The following is a 16,459-nucleotide window of genomic DNA, read 5'->3' on the forward strand; positions in this document are numbered from 1 at the left end:
TGTCGATTACATCAGGCTGCGGCATCGCTATGATCGCCAAAGATGCCCTTAAATGTTGACAGTTTTTACAATCATGCGGGTTTAGGAGTGTTACAAGATCAAAGATAGGGGATCACGTCCCACCTCAATGACTTGGTAATATTGTAGTAATGCAAAGCTTGCCAATGGCAGCTGCGGAGTTGAAAGCATCCAGCCACGGCTAGGACGGCTCACTTTCGACAAAATTCGGAGCAAACGGCGCCTGCTTTTCGGCGGAAAGTCTCAGCCTGAAATCGCTCAGAACAGTGGCCTCAGTCGGCAGCGCGCCAGCCAGATGTCCCAACGGGTCATGGCCGCTGTAAACTAGCTCCTGCACGGTTAAGAACGCGTCGGCATGTGGATGCCAACGGAGTTGGCCAAACAATTGCCCGTCCTTGCAGCGGAAGCCCGCACGATTAGAATTGAGAAAAAATCATGCTTGACACAAATGAAATCGAAGAGCGCCGCCGGGCTGTGGCCAACGCGATCGCATCCCAGCGGCTCGAAGGTCTTGAGGTCGATGCACAGACCCAGGCAGAGCTTAACCTGGTGGCACTCGGCGAGCTTGAGCCGGCAGACGTGATTGCTAGCATCCGCCAACGCCTTATCGCGAATGAGCCCCTTTAGCAATGGTGCTTTTCATACTTGGTTGCTACAAGCGACTCCTACTACACTTTTATCACGCTAAGACTCCGCTGGACGGCTAGGCATACTAGGGCGACTTGAATAAGGGTAAGCGTCCGGTAGACACGTCTTGACGGAATCATGTTAGGCCGATGGTGCGAGCAAGACGACCTTGTTGACGGTTGCGGTGGAGCATTTACGAGCGTTTGGTTTCCGGGAGGGGACCTTTGCAGAGTAAGGACTGGCCTGTAAGCAGAGTTCAGTTAACGGCGCTAATCCAGCGATTCATCTGTACTTGGATGGATGCCAGATATCCTGATCGGAGGCGTAATGCACGTCTGAAAGCGCATGACGTATTCCTTGACGCTACTGCCAAAGCTTTCGTTAGTTCGAATTGATCCTGCCTTATCTGGCATTCCCGCTATGGTAAGGAGATCAGAAAGGAGATCGTCGGCATGGACAGTCAAGCTAGAGAAACTAGAGAAGCACTAATAGCTATTTTGAGCACGGCTGCATCAATAGGCATCGACATAGATGACCTCTGCCACCTAACGGCACAAGAGCTCGAAGACGAGGACGTTAGAGAGGACGTGAAGCCTTTCGTACCTGGAGCCATCTACCAGATAGCGGTGTGCATGAATTATGTGATCGACCCTGGCTAACCGTAGTCTAAGCACTCAGTCCGGCAGCACCTTGAAAGCTCCAAGGTGCGTTACTGACTTTAACCATCGGCACCCGCAGCTAACGAAAGTGCATCAAGGGTTAGGAAATTATTTACCCAGCCACTTACGGGCTTAATTAGAGCCCGTGAGTGTCAAGCAGCTATCTGCAATTGCTAGCTTTTCTGTACCCAGCCGATTGAGCTGCGGATTCTGACTCAAAGGCTATCTGATTTTTTGCTGATACCTTTTCGTAACTTGGGCAACCTTCAGGCAGATGATACACGTGGCTTTTGCTATTCCCGATGATGTCCCCGGCAGGCGTCGACCGACCTGTTGTGGTTAGCTTTGGCGATGGCGCCGCCTTTGCCGGAAGGGAGCTGACTATGCCGTCACCCACGGTCTTGTAACCTTGAGTCCAAATACGGTCTTTGGTCACGAAGGGGTTCGGATGCCCCATGATAGCTGCGATGCGTTTGTTTCGTTCTTTCTCCCAATCCGTCGCTGGAAACTGCTTGTCCCATGCCATCAGGAGCTGTTGCTGCTGCCGAGACATGCTCAAGTTATACCTGTCGAACATGTAGAAGGTCGTCCGTGCTACCAGGCCTTTTACCTCGTCACGTGGCTCAGCAGCGCGCTGTTCGAAATCTACTTTGGTTTTACACTGGCCGTACTGTGGTGCTACACCGGAGGCCATTCCGTAGTTGAAATTGCTACGGTCTCCATTGACCTCGCCAACGGCGGGGTAGAGGTTGAATAGATCTGCTTCCATTGCCTGGAATACCGGGTCATCACTCACGCAATGTTCACGACCGCCGTTCTGCCAGCATTGCCGTTGGTGTCCAAATGTCCAAGCTGGAACGATGTGTTCCCATTCAGTCCGCTCGGCTCGGGTTTCTTGCTTGCGAGCTTGAAGTCCGCAGGATTCGGCGTTGATACGACCGCCGGACTTACCAACCCATTCCCATTTACAACCGCAGTACAAATCTCCCTGAGCACTTTTAGCCTGGTCGAGATAGACCTTCTGCTTGGCTACGACTTTAGCTTCAGAGAATGTAGATGGAGGTGCTGAGAGGGCGGGATCAGTGACAGAGATGAGTAGCGCTAGGACGTAAAACAGCTTTTTCATTGGTGAGCGTATTCAAAATCTTGGGGACATATATTGTACGCAGGATCCCAAGATCACGTGATATTTCAGAAGTATGTCGTGGCGAATTTCTTATTGGCAGCGTTTGCGCATATCTATTTCAGCCCGCACTCCTTCGTAACAGTCTCAACGATGAGAGAGGAGGGTGATTGACCTGTCTTCATATCTAAGACCTCAAGGGAACAGCTGGATTTTTGAGCCGAATGGGTAACCTGATAGGTCGCTCCAGCCTCAGGGATGAAGCTACTGATGTTCACGCAGCCCATGAGGAGTTTAGGCTCGTCAGCAGCCTCACGTTGTAAGCCTCCAGAGCTAAGTGCCTGTACATAGATGCGCTTGTTAGGCTCGATTAAAAAACGGTTTTTTGCCGCATCGGACTTTGAAATGTCCCCTAGCACACCGCCGTTTTCTGCTTTTAGGCAGATGGCATTGTAGTAGGCCCAGTAGCCTTGAAAGCCCCCCGATATCAGCTCATTGCTGCCCATTTGGCGTCAAGCGTCGCGTGGGGTGCAGCTAGCGACGGTTGCTGGTAATGACCAACGCAGCCGACTAGCAGGGTCGCAAAAGAAATTAATAAGATCTTATTCATAGCAAACCAGGTGATGAAGTCGGGAGCCGACATGATCCGATGCTCCTATTATTGCATCGGTACAAGAGGGTTACAGTGTCGATTTTTGCCTGTGTAGAAATCGCGAATTGCTTTAGAAATTATCCCCCCAGTTACACAGTTTGCTTTCTGCCAGGGGCGCCGCTGCCGCCTCATTTGTTCCCACTAGCATTCGCTTGAGACTGACCGCGCAACGATACCGCCCGGCGGCTTCAAGCTCGTAATCGGCTCCAGCCTCGGGCACGAAGCTAAACATGTTGTAGCAACGATCTCCAATGTAATGGAACGCTATGGGCTGCCCTGCAGGTACCTGAAGCTCGCTCATTACTGTAGACGATGATTGCGCAGCGGTAGGAGGCATGCCCAGACGTTCCCCATTGCGGTTAGCGTAACCATCCCGTGCGACGACCATCACGCCAGCACCGGGAAGGCGGAAGTTGACGCAATCTGATTTGGGAACGCCTCTAACCATGCCATCGCTGATAACCCTCAGGCGTGCAGTCTCTGCACTACTCGGCATTGTGTAGGGCGTGGAAAAAGAGCGGACATCTGTCAACGCTCCACATCCGGACAGTAAACATAGGAAGCTGCAGCAGAAAAGAAAGTTTAAAGGGGGTGAGGATGTGATCATTAGCATGCTCCCTGCGGTTAATTCTTCCGGGCTAATTGCGCTGTGTCGACATTAGCGACAGTGAGACCGCAAATGCGATGTTTAGATCCCTGTCGCCCAACGTATAGGCTTACGGTTAAACAGGGTTAGACGCAGCATAATTAACCCCCCGTGTCACCAGGCGGTCAATCGTCTGTTCCGACCAGGCTTCAAATACACCAAGGTGGAAGTGCTGCTGATGGATCTTCGTCAACCTGGTGAGTTCACAGATGACTTGTTCGCTCATTCGCAACCCGCAGCAGCCGACAAAGTCATGAGCGTTCTCGATGAGATTAATCTTCGATGGGGACGCGGGATGCTCCGAGCAGCAAGCGTACCGGAAGCGCCTAGCTGGGCTATGCGACGCGACCTCATGAGCAGCAGCTTCATGACAAAAATCGATCAGCTTTGGACAGTAAAGGCGAAATGATTGAGCACTACCTTCAGGAAACCCTGCGCCAGTACAAACGGCTGGCTGTACTCCCAGGCATTCTCAAAAGCGATTTAATAGCCGCCATTGGCTTTGAATGGATGCTTCGTTACCCGTCGAACACGGAAGAGGAATCAAGATGATAACAGGTGCTACAAACGCCCAAGTGATACGCGATCTTGTAGGGATCAGCTCTGACCTTAAATGGTCATCAGTTGAGCTTTCGCGAATCGCTGACCGCCTTGAGGCTGCTGGAAACTCTGCTGATGCCCAAGCAATACTTCGTATGATCCAAGTCTTTCAGGACGGTGAACAGCGCTTGGCGCTGATAGCCAACAAGGTAAAATCCGGCGCGGTCGGATTTCCATCTGAGGAGCGGCTTTACGTAGAGCTGTGAAGGCGAATGTCGGGGCTCTTGTATGGAGTAACAGAGCACGTAAATGATTTGCATAGCACTCCACCAGGGACGACCTGATTAAGGGCTATCATGTTCTTCCTCCTAGTCGTAAGTGGCAACGCGTTGGCCGGTTGCCACCTCAAAAACAGATCAATGCATCACGGTTGGCTTCGACAGGTTTGGGCCAGAAACGCCTTGTGGTAAGTCCTCGTTGGATAGGTCTGGCTTGATACCTAGCGCAACCGCTACCTGATGAGCCTTGCCCCGCAATCCCTTTTTACGACCATTAAGCACTTGGTAGCAGGTTGCAGCGTCCAGGTCATGAGCCAGAGCAAAGGCCTGTATTGATATCCCGTGGTTTTGTAACCAAAGCTTGGCTTCAGCAGATGTGCGTGTCCTATTCATGTTCATTACTTCCATGTGGTGATGACTTTAAAGTAGTCTGAAGTTTAATATTTCGCCGCGTATGGTGATGAAAGGCGGGCCGATAGACCTATTTGGACTAAGCGACTGGACTCGTGGTTATCCTTTAGTATCTACTAATAGGCTATAGCCCATCATCTAAGGAAAACTATGTCTCGTTTAGCTGAATACCGAAAACTCGAACAACAATTAGCCGCTCAGCTCGCCGAGCTGGATGCCATGAAAAATGACTCCGGTCTCAAGGCCGAAATGGAGTTTGAGACCAAACTGCGTGGTCTGCTTGCTGAGTACGGCTATAGTCTGCGTGACGTGGTCAACTTGCTGGATCCTGCGGCTGCGAAACGCGGTAAGTCAGCACCGCCGGCGCCGTCAGAGAAGGGCACACGGAAGGCGCGTTCGTTGAAGGTCTACAAGAATCCGCATAGCGGTGAGATCGTTGAGACCAAAGGTGGGAATCACAAACTACTGAAGGCCTGGAAAGCTGAGCATGGTTCGGATGTTGTTGAGTCGTGGCTGTCCAAGTAATCACCCGCTTGAGTGAAGAGGGGGCCTTGATGGCCCTTTCTGGGCTGAGCTTTTGGTGCGCCGGTAAGCGCTCCGAGCAATAACTCACTTTCTCCGTATCCACTATTCCTTCACGTAATGGGTATATCGCAGGTATGGAGGCTTTAACGGGAAGCGCGCTCTTATAGAGCTACACCCATGTTGATCTCAATCAGAAGTCAGCCGGCAGGTTGCTTAGCTAGGAAATAGCCGGTGGTGCGCAATTGGAGGCTATAGATCCAGATCCCGAAAACCAAGGCGTATTCTTTAAACATTGGAAGCGTGAGCAGGTGGATTATCGAGCCGCTGCCCATTCGGCTTAGGGAAAATGTCACGCCTAACACCAAGGCAAGAACGAAGCAAAGCGAACTACCCTTTTTTCTGGCTAAAAGCATCAAGCCGCCTACGAACATCAGCATCGCTACCAAGCAGATATTGAGGAACACTAGGATAGAGATATCACCGAAGCGGACTTGCTCCAAGCCGTCCTCTACAGCCCAAACACCTGCTTGGATCAAGACGATGACGCAGTAAAAGACGGTCATGAAAACGGGCGCTGGACGTGTGTTGTACCAAGGTTGAGGCATAGTTGGATCCATGATGACAAGGCTAGCTACGTATCATAGGTAGCGGCTGGTGACTAAACCATTGGCACACAGCAGTTTTGCAGAGAGCTTCCTGTGTGGCTCGGTAAGGCCTAGAGCCTGAAGGGTGTTGTGTTATGGAATCAAACGCCGTAGCGCTTGTTTCCTCCAGAAGTGATGCAATATCGACCACCCCTCGGCCCTATACAGACGTTCCCAGAGGAGCAAGGGCAAGATGATCCGTAGCTCGGTACTTGGCTAGGAATCGGCTGTGCAAGAGGTCGCGCTGTTCGGACTGGTTCCGGCTTGGAAAACGCGTAGCAACTCGCACCGTTGCACAGACTTTTCGACGACAACCATTTAGCTGGCTGGCCATCCGCGCTAATGCGAACCCACTGATCCTTCTTTTCGTATACCTGTACCTTATCGCCGCGTTGCAGGGTAGAGATGACTTTGCCACCCGGCTGATTGCGCAGATTCAACTTGTCCGTATTTACGAACTGATCGACTGGTGGGGTCTGTGCTGGCTGGATTGCTGGTGATGAAGCAGAAACTAATGTGTTCGGCGTTGCCTTTTGACTAAGCGGAGCCTGAGCTGGAGGCGTTTCTTTTTTACCGAAGGCCCAAAGGACCGCGAACAGAATCAGAAGAGGGATGAACCATGACCGAGATTTCTTGCGCATATCCTTTGCCCCTCGTTGAGCTCGCTGCGGGCGGCTGCGTTCTGTAAAACGGATGTGACGTTACTGCAAGCTTAGTCAAGTCTCCAGCTTGTGCAGCCTGCCAACCTAGGAAAGCTCTAGCTTTGCAGCGCCGAGCATCTCTAGGGGCACGTAGTCTCTGAGCGCGATGGAAACCAATCACCAATAACCACGCCCGATGACGATCAAGAACTAGCGTCGTGCTCCTCTGGAAGATCGTCGACCTAGCTACCTAGATGATGGAGTCGGCTTATCGATCCATTTAGAGGCGATCACACTAGCCTGGAAGCAACCTATGAAATAACGTGTTTAGATATAAAGGCCTAATAAGTCACGAGAATATAGCAAGTCCCATTCTTCCTATTAAAAAAATAAGCAAAATCAAAAAGAAAATCCTGATGAATCCACTTCCATACCTGAGTGCCAAGAAAACCCCTGTTAAGGATCCCGCTATATTGCACAGCGCGACGACCCCACCTATTGCCCATAGGACGTTGCCAGATGGAACAAAAAAAATAAGTGCTGCACTAAATGTTCCTAAATTAACCAGTTTCGCAGAGGCGGAAGCATTCAGGAAGTCAAAGCCGAAATATTTAACAAAAACAAAAAGTAGGAGACTGCCGCTACCAGGCCCAAATACTCCATCATAAAATCCGATGATTCCACCAAAGAATACACCTAACAGTACTTCTCTGGTGCCGCAATACGTGTGAGAGCTCGTCATCCCCAAGTCTTTCTTGATAAAAGTGTATCCGGCCATGGATATCAAAACAAAGAATACAATATACTCCATTAGCCTCTTAGGAATGAGAGATACGGACATAGCTCCAACAAATGCAAAAATAAATGCCGAAACCATTGTTGGCAGCATCAGGCTCCATATGATTTTTATTCGTTTTAGATAACTGAATATAGAAAAGGAATTCCCTGCTAATACAGCTAGTTTATTGGTTCCAAAGACAGTGGCCAAGCTGTACTGGGGAAGAGCGTGAAGAAGCGCTGGCAATTGCACAAGACCACCACCGCCAACGGCAGCGTCGATTAGTCCGCCGCAAAAAGCAAAAAAACCTAACGCAATCAAAGCGTGTTCAAAATTCATGTGATAAATCCGGCCAGGCCTTGATATCTTGGCAATGCATGATGGCATCCTCTCAAGAAAGATATTAGCCAGGCTATGTATCCTAATTGGCGAAAGCTGCCAATTAGGATACCCTCGGCATGTTGGTTTTTAGGTGTAAATGCAACAAAAAACCCTAATAAGGCTAGTCGCTCTCCAAATTAAGCTCACCACCTGATCATGGCGCCTATATGCTAGCGGTCAAGGCGTTGTGCATAGCCTTGAATGCTTTGCCTACGCGCCCATTGTAATCGAGCATGACTTCCTTTAAACGATCCACCTTGAAAGTTATATCCGCTACTCGACCATACGCTTGTGCAGCTGCCAAAGCATGCAGGCCATGTCTGTTTTCCACTTCGCCGGCATGACCCATTACATAACCTTTTGCATTTCGTAAAGCCTGTACGTTATTGCTCAGCGATGGATTGAATGCAAGCAGCTTGCTCTCAATATGCTGAGCGATAAAGTTGTACTCACGCCCATTCCAAAGCTCAGAAGCGATCGACACCATCATGGCATCCATAATGGAGATCTTGTGCTCGTCTGAGTTCATGGGGGATTTATGTTCGGCTACCCCAGCATTGTATAAAAATTCCGAAAACGCGTTGCATTCATTTACCTTGTATTGATTACTTACCCAGGATGTCGCGCCGAAAGCTGCTGTCATGTAGTGATACATACCGTCGTGACCCTTGTGGCCAAGTCCGAAATCATCCTTCGCAACCTCATGCATATGAGCCATTACATTATGGTAACCTTCTTGGCTAGCAGCTGGGACAGATAAGGCGTCTGCCGACAAGCGCATGATGATCTTAGCCGAGACCAGACTGGTGGTTTTGTGGGTTTCATTCCATCCATTGAAAAACTTTAAACACCGGAATCGACATTTTGCTTGTTGAGGAATGCGTCAAAAGCACGTTCAGCATATGATTGCGCCTCCTGTGTAATAGGACTATTGAGCACCTTTAGCATCATGTCCTGAAGCTGGTCTGCATGGGTGACCTTGGCCATAACAGGCTCTCTTCGATGACTGTCAATTAACGTCCGTCCAGGTATCTTCAACTTACCAATGTGCTGGGGTAGTGCCTCAATAAAAATCTCACCAAACTCTTGCATAGACTGGTTGCCATTAAATGCTTCAAAGCGACTTTGCAATAATGTTGAGCTCATGATTTTTTCTTTGTCCTTGAGGGCTGGTCGGGTGAATCTGATTGAACTTCCTCACTGCAATCAGAATTCACGACGGTAAATTACTTGATTGGTTAGCGACAAGTAACTTATACTGAGCTCATCATTCATTTTTGGTGAGCAATGGAATGGAACTCGCACAGCTAACCATGTTCAAGGTGGTTGCCGAACAGGGCAGTATAATTCGGGCCTCAGAGTTATTGTTTTGTGTTCCGTCAAACATAACGAACAGAATAAAGGCTTTAGAGAAAGAACTGGGCGTTTCTTTGTTTATACGAAAGGGCAGAGGGCTTGTCATAAGCCCTTCAGGACGTTTATTTCTTGAGTATACAAACAAAATTTTGTCATTGTGCCAAGAGTCCCGAAGAGCTCTTGACCCGGCATCAGCAGCATCAGGCGTATTAAGGATTGGCGCGATAGAATCTTCTGCTACAGGCCGTCTGCCCAACTTGCTATCAAAGTACCATAATAACCATCCTGCCGTGCAGATGGAGTTCAGTACAGGAGTATGGTCACAGCTACTGAATGATGTGGTTGACCATAGCCTCGATGGAGCAATTATTGCTGTCAGTAACGAGCACCCGGATATTGAGCGCATGGAGCTCTATCAAGAGGAGTTGGTGTTAATTGCGTCACCGTCGGCTGGTGAAATACATAGGCCTCAGGATCTGACTGGAAAGAATCTATTTATGTGGCCCGAAGGATGTCCGTACAGGAAGTCACTGGAGAACTGGCTGGTTAAACATGGCGTAGCTAGCACCTTAACAAGCATAGCAAGTTATGGCACCATTCTTGGGTGTGTGAGTTCAGGGGCTGGAGTATCACTAGTTCCAAGAGGGATTTATGAGCAGTTTCGGCGAATTGGAGGGATAAGTGGATATTGGTTCAGTGATTTGCTACCAATAAAAAATTATTTTATATGGAATAAGAATGTTCATTTTCATCAAGCAAAAGACAAGTTTGCAGAGTTGCTGATGGAAGAGTTTAAAAGTATTTAATCATGACGACTCTGGGGAGCTTAGTACAATGATTCCCACGCTTAAAGATATGGTAAGAATATAGGTTCGATTTGTCCGAAGATGCCCGCCGCGCCATTTAGAAGGGGCGGGGCGGGGGGCGCAGGTTGAGGGATGAGCGCCCGGAGGGCCAAGAGAGTTTCAAGCCGTGGCTTCGTACACGCCAGCACTACGCTATCACTCAGCCCAGCTTGACGCCAACTTTGAGGAAGTCGAGTGACCAGTAATGAAATCTGTAAGATTGAGAGCACTAGCCGAAAGACACACTGGGCACTCGGAAAATTTCTTCTACCTAATCCAAAAGCATCAATTCTCCTGCCCGTTCTGGATGAACCCGATCACCAACATCGTGAAAAGCATGCTCGACCAGCAAGCCACTTCTTTCAACGAGATTAATTTACATCTGCCGCATCATTGGGTATCTGGCTGAATCAAGCCAGCTAAGACACATACTCGCACAGCGATTCATAGTGAGACTATAAAGCATTCGTAACTACCAACTCCGGCTTGGTGGAACAGAAGGTTTGGCCGATTTATTCCGGATCTCGCCTTAAATTGGCCTGCGTTACAAGGCCAAGATCCACGAAATCGGATATTTACTCCTAAGTTATTTATACTTTCACTTCCGTATACTGTTGGGAAATGCTGGATCTGCAGTAAGTTTCGGGTTCCGGAAGACCGTTTAGCAGCGTTTCAGACAAAGCTTGAACGTCACAGATGCAGGCTCTCCGTCACCTTTAACCTTCGCTTGCGGAAAAAAGGTCTCAGCGATCTCGATTGGCGGATGGTTGATGCCACACCAAATAGAGCCACCAGAACGGTGAGCGTGGGCAGGGCAGCGCCGTATTGACATCTATACAATATCTACAATTAAAAACGAACCCGACTGTCGTCGGGTCCGTAACAGTCATGCAATATCTTTCTCTGCTCTACCAAGTGGTGTAATAAATTGGAATGCCGCTCGAGTTAGTGATAGATGCGTAGTTATAGCCGGGTGCAAATGACTCCCCACCCGCGAAAGTATAACCAAATGCACTGAACTCAATACCTCCACCCACTTGCTCGAGCTCTGCTTCATTCAGCAGTCGGACTTGCTGACCAGCAGAAAGCGCTTCGTGTTTTTGCTCTCGGATAATTGCTTGAGTCATGAGATTCCACCTTAACGGATATATAAAATAAGTCTACGCAGCCAAGAGTTGCGTATGACATGCTTATTAAAGTCACTCTCTCAGCACTGTAGCAATAGTACAGATGTCCTATTGACGATAGTAGCACTATGCCACTAGGTCATATGTGCTATTGAGGTTGACGGCTGTCAAAGCTCCAATACCCACCCTGTTAATCACAGACATTTTCCTTCGGCTTGTACATTTATATCAGTTAATCAAGTTAAGGCTGCATGGGCTTTCAGGCATCAGTTTGCCCTTTGAGTGAAAAAAAATGGAGGCAGATTTGTTTTTATGGTGCATTCCTCATGATTGAAGCGATCTACATTCATGCTCTTTCGCTCTGAAGCACTCGACGCGCAAAAGCGCAGTACGTTGGGTACAGTCTTGTTAGTCAGCCCTTTGTCGATGCGCTTGGCGGCGGCCGTCGCGCTACTGTTCTGCGTTTGCATGGGCTTGTTTTTGACCATCGCTACTTACACCAAGCGTACCGCTGCGGGCGGTGTGCTACTGCCTGAGTCGGGCCTGATCAGGATTTATGCACCGCAAGCCGGGGTAATCAATAATCTAGGCATCACTGAAGGACAGCCGGTGAACGCCGATGCTGTGTTGATGGCGTTGTCCAGCGATACGCTAAACGGCGAAACGGGCGGTGCACAACGGGCGATTAGTCTGTCGATCAAGCGCCGCCAGGAGAGTCTGACTCAAGAGATCGACGAGACCTTGGCCCTTCATAAGCAGGAGCTGGACGGCAAAAAGCGTCAGGTCGAAGCGCTGGAAACCGAGCAGCAAAAAATACTCGCGCAAATCGACCTAGCGCGTCAGCGGCTGGCGTTGACCAAAGGGATTGCCGAACGCTACGCCAACCTGCAACGCCAAGATTACGTGTCACGTGATCAGCTTCAGGAAAAAGAAGACGCTGTGCTGGACATGCGCTTGCGCGGTGAAGAACTCAATCGATCGCTGCTGACCGTGCGCGCTGAAAGCACCCGGCTGCGCGCGGAGCTGGTCGAGCTGCCGTTCAACCAGAGCAAGCAACTGGCCGACCTGCAACGCAGGCTGGCCGAAAATCAGGACCAGTTGGTCGAAAGTGAAGCCAAACGGGAGATCCTGATCACCGCGCCAACGGCCGGTGAGGCAACCGCTCTTTCGGTCTCCAATGGTTCACGGGTCGACAGTGCGCGGCCGCTGCTGAGCATCGTGCCCGTCGATGCAAAACTGCACGCGGAGTTGTACCTGCCCAGTCGCTCGGTGGGCTTTGTGCGCGCGGGCGATACCGTGATGTTGCGCTACCAGGCCTATCCCTATCAGCGCTTCGGCCTGCAACCGGGAACGGTTTCGTCGATTTCACGTACCGCATTGCCCGCCGATGAAGTCATGACGCTGGGCAATGTCTCCGAACAGATGCGCGAGCAGGGGCCTTTCTATCGAGTCACGGTCGCGCTGGCGTCTCAAACCATCGAAGGGCAGGGCAAGCGCGACCGTTTGCGCTCCGGCATGCAGCTGGACGCCGACATCATGCAGGAAAAGCTGCCGCTTTATGAGTGGCTGCTTGAGCCTTTGCGCGGAATAGGAAAGCGACTTTGAACCTGAAAAATGCATTCACTTTCGGGGTCGGAAGAAAACTGCCGGTGGTACTGCAGGCCGAAGCCACGGAGTGCGGCCTGGCATGCATGGCCATGATTGCCAGTTACCACGGACAACACAGCGACCTGTTTTCCCTGCGCGAACGTCTTTCGCCATCGATGAAAGGCGTCAACCTCAAGCAGCTGAGCAGCATGGCCGCGCAACTCGGGCTGGGCAGCCGGGCATTGCGCGTCGAACTCAGTGCGCTAGGTCAACTGCAACTGCCTTGCGTGCTGCACTGGAACTTCAACCATTTTGTGGTGCTCAGGGAAGTCACTGCGCAGGGCGCGGTGGTGCACGATCCCGCGCGTGGCCTGTGCAAACTGTCGCTTGATGAGGTGTCAGCGGCCTTTACCGGCGTCGCACTGGAGGTGTGGCCCGAGAGTGATTTCCAGCCGGCCGCCGCCCGACCGCCCATTCCGTTACGCAAGCTCCTGGGACGAGTGCAAGGGTTTGGCCGTGTGCTCGCCCACGTGCTGCTGCTGGCGCTGGCGCTGGAGCTGTGCACCATTCTCAGCCCGTTCTTCATGCAGACCGTGATCGACAAGGTGCTGGTCAGTGCCGATCTTGACCTGCTGGCGGTGCTGGCCATCGGATTCGGCATTTTGCTGATCATTCAGCACACCGTTGCGCTGGCCCGCGGATGGGCGCTGATGTACCTGGGCACGATGCTCGGCTCGCAGTGGCAGATTAATGTCTTCACTCACCTGCTGCGTTTACCGGTAGCGTTTTTTGAGCGCCGCCATTTGGGCGATGTCGTCTCGCGCTTCGGCTCTCTGAAGTCGATCCAGCAGACAGTTACCACATCGTTCATCGAAGCCATACTCGACGGTTTGATGACGGTCATTACGCTGGGACTGATGATTGCCTACAGCCCTAAGCTGGCGCTCGTGGCCGTGGTGGCGATGGTGATTTATGCTTTGGCGCGCTGGGCCTGGTTCGGGCCGTTGCGGCGTGCCAGCGAGAACCAGCTAGTCCATGCGGCGCGTCAACAATCGCACTTTCTGGAAAGCGTGCGCGGCGTGCGCACCATCAAGCTGTTCAATCGTCATGAGCAGCGTTGCAGCGCCTGGAGCGCCTTGCTGGTAGAGGAAATCAACGCTGGCCTGCACCCCCAGAAACTGCAACTGGCCTATCGCACCTTCAACGGCGTACTTTTCGGGCTGGTGACGATCATTGTCATCTGGCTGGGCGCCAGGCTGGTGCTGGAAGGGCAGTTCAGTGCCGGGATGCTGATTGCATTCAATTCGTACAAAGAGCAATTCAACGGCCGCGTCGCCGGGCTGATCGACAAGATCGTCGACGTGATCATGCTGCGGCTGCATGGCGAGCGCCTGGCCGACATTGTGCTGCAGGATGCCGAGCCGGTTTCTGGCGTGGATGCGTTCGATGAAGCCAGCATTGAGAACGTGCCTAGCCTTGAAGTGCGTGATTTGCGCTTTCGCTATTCCGAGCATGAACCTTACGTGCTGGACGGTGTGTCGATCCACGTCCGCGCAGGCGAGTCGGTCGCCATCGTCGGTCCATCGGGCGGCGGCAAAAGCACTTTGCTCAACGTCATGCTCGGCATTCTGGCACCCAGTGCGGGCAGTGTTCTGCTGGATGGCCTGCCGGTCAGGCCTGAGCATGTCAGCAGGCTGCGGCGCCTGACAGGTACAGTACTTCAGGATGACGTGCTGTTCGGCGGATCGATTGGCGACAACATCAGCTTTTTCGAGACAGGTGCCGATCAGCATTGGATCGAGCATTGCGCACGGCTGGCCGCCGTCCACGATGATATTGCACAGATGCCGATGGGCTACAACACCCTGGTGGGCGACATGGGCACGGTATTGTCCGGAGGCCAGAAGCAGCGGGTATTACTGGCGCGGGCGCTGTATAAAAAACCACAGTTGCTGTTTCTCGATGAAGCGACCAGCCATCTGGATATTGCTCGCGAAGCGGCGGTGAATCAGGCGCTTAAGGCTTTGAACATCACCCGGATCATTGTTGCCCACCGACCGGAAACCATTCGCTCGGCGGATCGGGTCGTGGCGCTTGCCAATGGTCGAATTGCCTACGACGGCCCAGTGCTCGATGAGCCGTCATCGCGGGGCTCAGAGCCGTGATGCGCGGTTTCGGCGGGCGGGTTTTGTTGGGTGCCACCGGTATGTTGCTGGCGACGATGTGCATGGCGGATGACCGCGTGGAGGTGTGCCCTGGTTCCAGTCGGCTTCCGGATACCCTGAACCTCTCGACTGCGGTGTCTGTCGCATTGTGTGCCGACCCCAAGCTGCGCGAAGCTTGGCTGACCGAGATGGCGCGTCAGGTGGAAATAGACGCTGAGCACTCGGCCTACTACCCGACCGTGGAAGGGCAGTTTCAAAAAGGTCGCGCCGGCAAGACCACGCGTTATCCGGGTTTCTCCGAAGCCAATTCAAGGCTGAACGCCAGTACCAGCATCTATGGCTTGAACATGAGCTGGGTGCTCTTCGACTTCGGGCTTCGCGCGGCAAAAGTCGAAAGTGCCCGCCAGTTACTAAACGCCGCTAGTAGCAGCCGTATTGAAGAAGTGCAGAAGTCGATGCTTGCCACCGCCAAGGTCTTTTATCAGGTGCAGGCTAATACCGCACTGCTACAGGCCAAAGTCAGTGCTGAACGTCTTGCGGAGAACAGTTTGAAAGCTGCTGAAGCGAAATACCATGCTGGTGCCGGTGAGCAGACTGATCGTCTGCAGGCGCAATCCAGTTTTGCCGAAGCGCAACTGGATCGGGTGATGGCGGAAGGCGACTTGGCCGCCGCGAGAGGTGAATTAGCCAGCCAGCTCGGGTTATCGCCTGCGGCCCCGCTTAAGCTGGTTGCGTTGGATGAGCCAGGCGCTGAAGACGTGGCGTTTCTGGGCGACGTCAATGCGCTGATGGAGCAGGCCAAGGCGGCACATCCGGCCATAGAAAAAGCCCGAGCAGACTGGGCTGCGAGTCAGGCAAAAGTTGACGCAGCAAAAGCCCAAGGCCGCCCCACCGTTTCACTGTTCAGCAACTACAGCCGCCAGGACACGCCCGTCGAGCAGGTTTCCACCCGGCAGGAGATAGACACCTGGACAATCGGCGTGCAAATCACGGTGCCGATTTTCGATGGCTTTCTGAATCGGCGCAGGGCGAGGGCTGCCAGTTACGAAAGCGCTGCTCGCGAACAGGCGTTGCATGAGGTTGAAAACAATATTGCGCTCAGCGTCTGGAAGAGTCAGCAGGCGCTGGAATCCAGAACCCGGGCACTGGCCATCAGTCGTCTGTTTGTCGAAAGTGCGAGCAAGTCTTATGAAATTGCTCAGGGTCGTTACAAAGCAGGTGTGGGTAGTATTCTGGAGCTTCTGCGTTCGCAGAACGATTTGGCTTCAGCAACGCAGAAGCGCGTGGAATCTTTGGTCAACTGGCATAACGCCAAGCTGCAACTGGCAGCTGACCTTGGCAGTCTGAACATTGGTGACTGAATTTTTTCAAGCACGGCACCAAGACCTATCCTTGAATCGGGGTCAGTTCAGTTGCGTCCTGTGCGGGTCGCCGGTGTGTACAACTGAGCCGTATC

General features: G+C 51.9%; 18 protein-coding genes and 1 pseudogene. 10 read left to right on the forward strand and 9 right to left on the reverse strand.

The window, feature by feature from the left end:
- Positions 1 to 187 precede the first annotated feature (187 nt).
- The 3 genes from ABRP31_RS14475 to ABRP31_RS14485 all read left to right on the forward strand — a co-directional run bounded on the left by ABRP31_RS14475 (position 188) and on the right by ABRP31_RS14485 (position 1,304).
- Positions 188 to 346 carry a TrfB-related DNA-binding protein gene (locus ABRP31_RS14475; protein ID WP_349970179.1) on the forward strand — a complete coding sequence of 53 codons (159 nt, stop codon included), beginning with the start codon at positions 188 to 190 and terminating at the stop codon, positions 344 to 346.
- Between the two features lie 107 nt (positions 347 to 453).
- Positions 454 to 645: an antitoxin VbhA family protein gene (locus ABRP31_RS14480; protein ID WP_349970111.1), complete on the forward strand. Its 192-nt coding sequence runs from the start codon at positions 454 to 456 to the stop codon at positions 643 to 645.
- Between the two features lie 452 nt (positions 646 to 1,097).
- Positions 1,098 to 1,304, forward strand: a complete 207-nt coding sequence (locus ABRP31_RS14485; protein ID WP_349970113.1) for a hypothetical protein — start codon at positions 1,098 to 1,100, stop codon at positions 1,302 to 1,304.
- Between the two features lie 160 nt (positions 1,305 to 1,464).
- On the opposite strand, the gene ABRP31_RS14490 is transcribed toward ABRP31_RS14485, so the two are convergent.
- Positions 1,465 to 2,430 carry an endonuclease gene (locus tag ABRP31_RS14490; protein WP_349970115.1) on the reverse strand — a complete coding sequence of 322 codons (966 nt, stop codon included), beginning with the start codon at positions 2,428 to 2,430 and terminating at the stop codon, positions 1,465 to 1,467.
- 113 nt (positions 2,431 to 2,543) lie between these two features.
- Positions 2,544 to 2,933 carry a hypothetical protein gene (locus ABRP31_RS14495; protein ID WP_349970116.1) on the reverse strand — a complete coding sequence of 130 codons (390 nt, stop codon included), beginning with the start codon at positions 2,931 to 2,933 and terminating at the stop codon, positions 2,544 to 2,546.
- A gap of 910 nt (positions 2,934 to 3,843) precedes the next feature.
- Here ABRP31_RS14495 and ABRP31_RS14500 point away from each other — a divergent pair.
- Positions 3,844 to 4,134, forward strand: a pseudogene (locus ABRP31_RS14500) (DUF4113 domain-containing protein); the annotation flags it as partial.
- Positions 4,135 to 4,273: 139 nt separating this feature from the next.
- Positions 4,274 to 4,531 carry a hypothetical protein gene (locus ABRP31_RS14505; RefSeq protein ID WP_349970117.1) on the forward strand — a complete coding sequence of 86 codons (258 nt, stop codon included), beginning with the start codon at positions 4,274 to 4,276 and terminating at the stop codon, positions 4,529 to 4,531.
- A gap of 150 nt (positions 4,532 to 4,681) precedes the next feature.
- Here the strand turns inward: ABRP31_RS14505 and ABRP31_RS14510 are convergent, their stop codons facing one another.
- Positions 4,682 to 4,951, reverse strand: a complete 270-nt coding sequence (locus ABRP31_RS14510; RefSeq protein WP_372488750.1) for a DNA-binding protein — start codon at positions 4,949 to 4,951, stop codon at positions 4,682 to 4,684.
- A gap of 153 nt (positions 4,952 to 5,104) precedes the next feature.
- Here ABRP31_RS14510 and ABRP31_RS14515 point away from each other — a divergent pair, with 153 nt between their 5' ends.
- On the forward strand, positions 5,105 to 5,479 hold the full coding sequence (locus tag ABRP31_RS14515) for a histone-like nucleoid-structuring protein, MvaT/MvaU family (RefSeq protein ID WP_217664550.1): 375 nt from the start codon (positions 5,105 to 5,107) through the stop codon (positions 5,477 to 5,479).
- Positions 5,480 to 5,676: 197 nt separating this feature from the next.
- Here the strand turns inward: ABRP31_RS14515 and ABRP31_RS14520 are convergent, their stop codons facing one another.
- The 5 genes from ABRP31_RS14520 to ABRP31_RS14540 all read right to left on the reverse strand — a co-directional run bounded on the left by ABRP31_RS14520 (position 5,677) and on the right by ABRP31_RS14540 (position 9,069).
- On the reverse strand, positions 5,677 to 6,084 hold the full coding sequence (locus tag ABRP31_RS14520) for a hypothetical protein (RefSeq protein WP_349970119.1): 408 nt from the start codon (positions 6,082 to 6,084) through the stop codon (positions 5,677 to 5,679).
- Between the two features lie 140 nt (positions 6,085 to 6,224).
- Positions 6,225 to 6,764, reverse strand: a complete 540-nt coding sequence (locus ABRP31_RS14525) for an SH3 domain-containing protein (protein ID WP_349970120.1) — start codon at positions 6,762 to 6,764, stop codon at positions 6,225 to 6,227.
- A gap of 349 nt (positions 6,765 to 7,113) precedes the next feature.
- Positions 7,114 to 7,881, reverse strand: a complete 768-nt coding sequence (locus ABRP31_RS14530) for a TSUP family transporter (RefSeq protein WP_349970121.1) — start codon at positions 7,879 to 7,881, stop codon at positions 7,114 to 7,116.
- Positions 7,882 to 8,086: 205 nt separating this feature from the next.
- Positions 8,087 to 8,641, reverse strand: a complete 555-nt coding sequence (locus ABRP31_RS14535; RefSeq protein ID WP_349970122.1) for a hypothetical protein — start codon at positions 8,639 to 8,641, stop codon at positions 8,087 to 8,089.
- Positions 8,642 to 8,766: 125 nt separating this feature from the next.
- Positions 8,767 to 9,069, reverse strand: coding sequence for a hypothetical protein (locus ABRP31_RS14540; protein WP_349970123.1), 303 nt, complete (start codon positions 9,067 to 9,069; stop codon positions 8,767 to 8,769).
- Between the two features lie 146 nt (positions 9,070 to 9,215).
- Here ABRP31_RS14540 and ABRP31_RS14545 point away from each other — a divergent pair, with 146 nt between their 5' ends.
- Positions 9,216 to 10,085, forward strand: coding sequence for a LysR family transcriptional regulator (locus ABRP31_RS14545; protein ID WP_349970124.1), 870 nt, complete (start codon positions 9,216 to 9,218; stop codon positions 10,083 to 10,085).
- A 947-nt stretch (positions 10,086 to 11,032) separates the two neighbouring features.
- Here the strand turns inward: ABRP31_RS14545 and ABRP31_RS14550 are convergent.
- Positions 11,033 to 11,251, reverse strand: a complete 219-nt coding sequence (locus ABRP31_RS14550) for a hypothetical protein (protein ID WP_349970125.1) — start codon at positions 11,249 to 11,251, stop codon at positions 11,033 to 11,035.
- A 348-nt stretch (positions 11,252 to 11,599) separates the two neighbouring features.
- On the opposite strand from ABRP31_RS14550, the gene ABRP31_RS14555 reads away from it, so the two are divergent.
- Genes ABRP31_RS14555 through ABRP31_RS14565 form a run of 3 tightly spaced genes read left to right on the forward strand, consistent with a single transcriptional unit; the run spans position 11,600 to position 16,364 of the window.
- A complete protein-coding gene (locus tag ABRP31_RS14555; RefSeq protein WP_349970126.1) occupies positions 11,600 to 12,856 on the forward strand; it encodes an HlyD family efflux transporter periplasmic adaptor subunit in 1,257 nt (418 codons plus the stop codon).
- Positions 12,853 to 15,003 (forward strand): peptidase domain-containing ABC transporter, encoded by a 2,151-nt coding sequence (locus ABRP31_RS14560; RefSeq protein ID WP_349970128.1) that lies wholly within the window; start codon positions 12,853 to 12,855, stop codon positions 15,001 to 15,003. The genes ABRP31_RS14555 and ABRP31_RS14560 overlap by 4 nt, the downstream gene beginning before the upstream one ends.
- Positions 15,003 to 16,364, forward strand: coding sequence for a TolC family protein (locus ABRP31_RS14565; RefSeq protein ID WP_372488754.1), 1,362 nt, complete (start codon positions 15,003 to 15,005; stop codon positions 16,362 to 16,364). The genes ABRP31_RS14560 and ABRP31_RS14565 overlap by 1 nt, the downstream gene beginning before the upstream one ends.
- Positions 16,365 to 16,459: the final 95 nt, after the last annotated feature.

It is taken from the genome of Pseudomonas caspiana (assembly GCF_040224095.2).
GTDB classification, from domain to species: domain Bacteria; phylum Pseudomonadota; class Gammaproteobacteria; order Pseudomonadales; family Pseudomonadaceae; genus Aquipseudomonas; species Aquipseudomonas caspiana.

Bases quoted from the DNA above. Each gene is read 5' to 3' on its own strand.
- ABRP31_RS14565 (WP_372488754.1), top strand. From the start codon at position 15,003: ATGCGCGGTTTCGGCGGGCGGGTTTTGTTGGGTGCCACCGGTATGTTG.
- ABRP31_RS14530 (WP_349970121.1), bottom strand. From the start codon at position 7,881: ATGAATTTTGAACACGCTTTGATTGCGTTAGGTTTTTTTGCTTTTTGC.
- ABRP31_RS14490 (WP_349970115.1), bottom strand. From the start codon at position 2,430: ATGAAAAAGCTGTTTTACGTCCTAGCGCTACTCATCTCTGTCACTGAT.
- ABRP31_RS14510 (WP_372488750.1), bottom strand. From the start codon at position 4,951: ATGGAAGTAATGAACATGAATAGGACACGCACATCTGCTGAAGCCAAG.
- ABRP31_RS14480 (WP_349970111.1), top strand. From the start codon at position 454: ATGCTTGACACAAATGAAATCGAAGAGCGCCGCCGGGCTGTGGCCAAC.
- ABRP31_RS14555 (WP_349970126.1), top strand. From the start codon at position 11,600: ATGCTCTTTCGCTCTGAAGCACTCGACGCGCAAAAGCGCAGTACGTTG.
- ABRP31_RS14495 (WP_349970116.1), bottom strand. From the start codon at position 2,933: ATGGGCAGCAATGAGCTGATATCGGGGGGCTTTCAAGGCTACTGGGCC.
- ABRP31_RS14520 (WP_349970119.1), bottom strand. From the start codon at position 6,084: ATGCCTCAACCTTGGTACAACACACGTCCAGCGCCCGTTTTCATGACC.
- ABRP31_RS14525 (WP_349970120.1), bottom strand. From the start codon at position 6,764: ATGCGCAAGAAATCTCGGTCATGGTTCATCCCTCTTCTGATTCTGTTC.
- ABRP31_RS14545 (WP_349970124.1), top strand. From the start codon at position 9,216: ATGGAACTCGCACAGCTAACCATGTTCAAGGTGGTTGCCGAACAGGGC.
- ABRP31_RS14485 (WP_349970113.1), top strand. From the start codon at position 1,098: ATGGACAGTCAAGCTAGAGAAACTAGAGAAGCACTAATAGCTATTTTG.
- ABRP31_RS14505 (WP_349970117.1), top strand. From the start codon at position 4,274: ATGATAACAGGTGCTACAAACGCCCAAGTGATACGCGATCTTGTAGGG.
- ABRP31_RS14535 (WP_349970122.1), bottom strand. From the start codon at position 8,641: ATGGCTCATATGCATGAGGTTGCGAAGGATGATTTCGGACTTGGCCAC.
- ABRP31_RS14540 (WP_349970123.1), bottom strand. From the start codon at position 9,069: ATGAGCTCAACATTATTGCAAAGTCGCTTTGAAGCATTTAATGGCAAC.
- ABRP31_RS14550 (WP_349970125.1), bottom strand. From the start codon at position 11,251: ATGACTCAAGCAATTATCCGAGAGCAAAAACACGAAGCGCTTTCTGCT.
- ABRP31_RS14515 (WP_217664550.1), top strand. From the start codon at position 5,105: ATGTCTCGTTTAGCTGAATACCGAAAACTCGAACAACAATTAGCCGCT.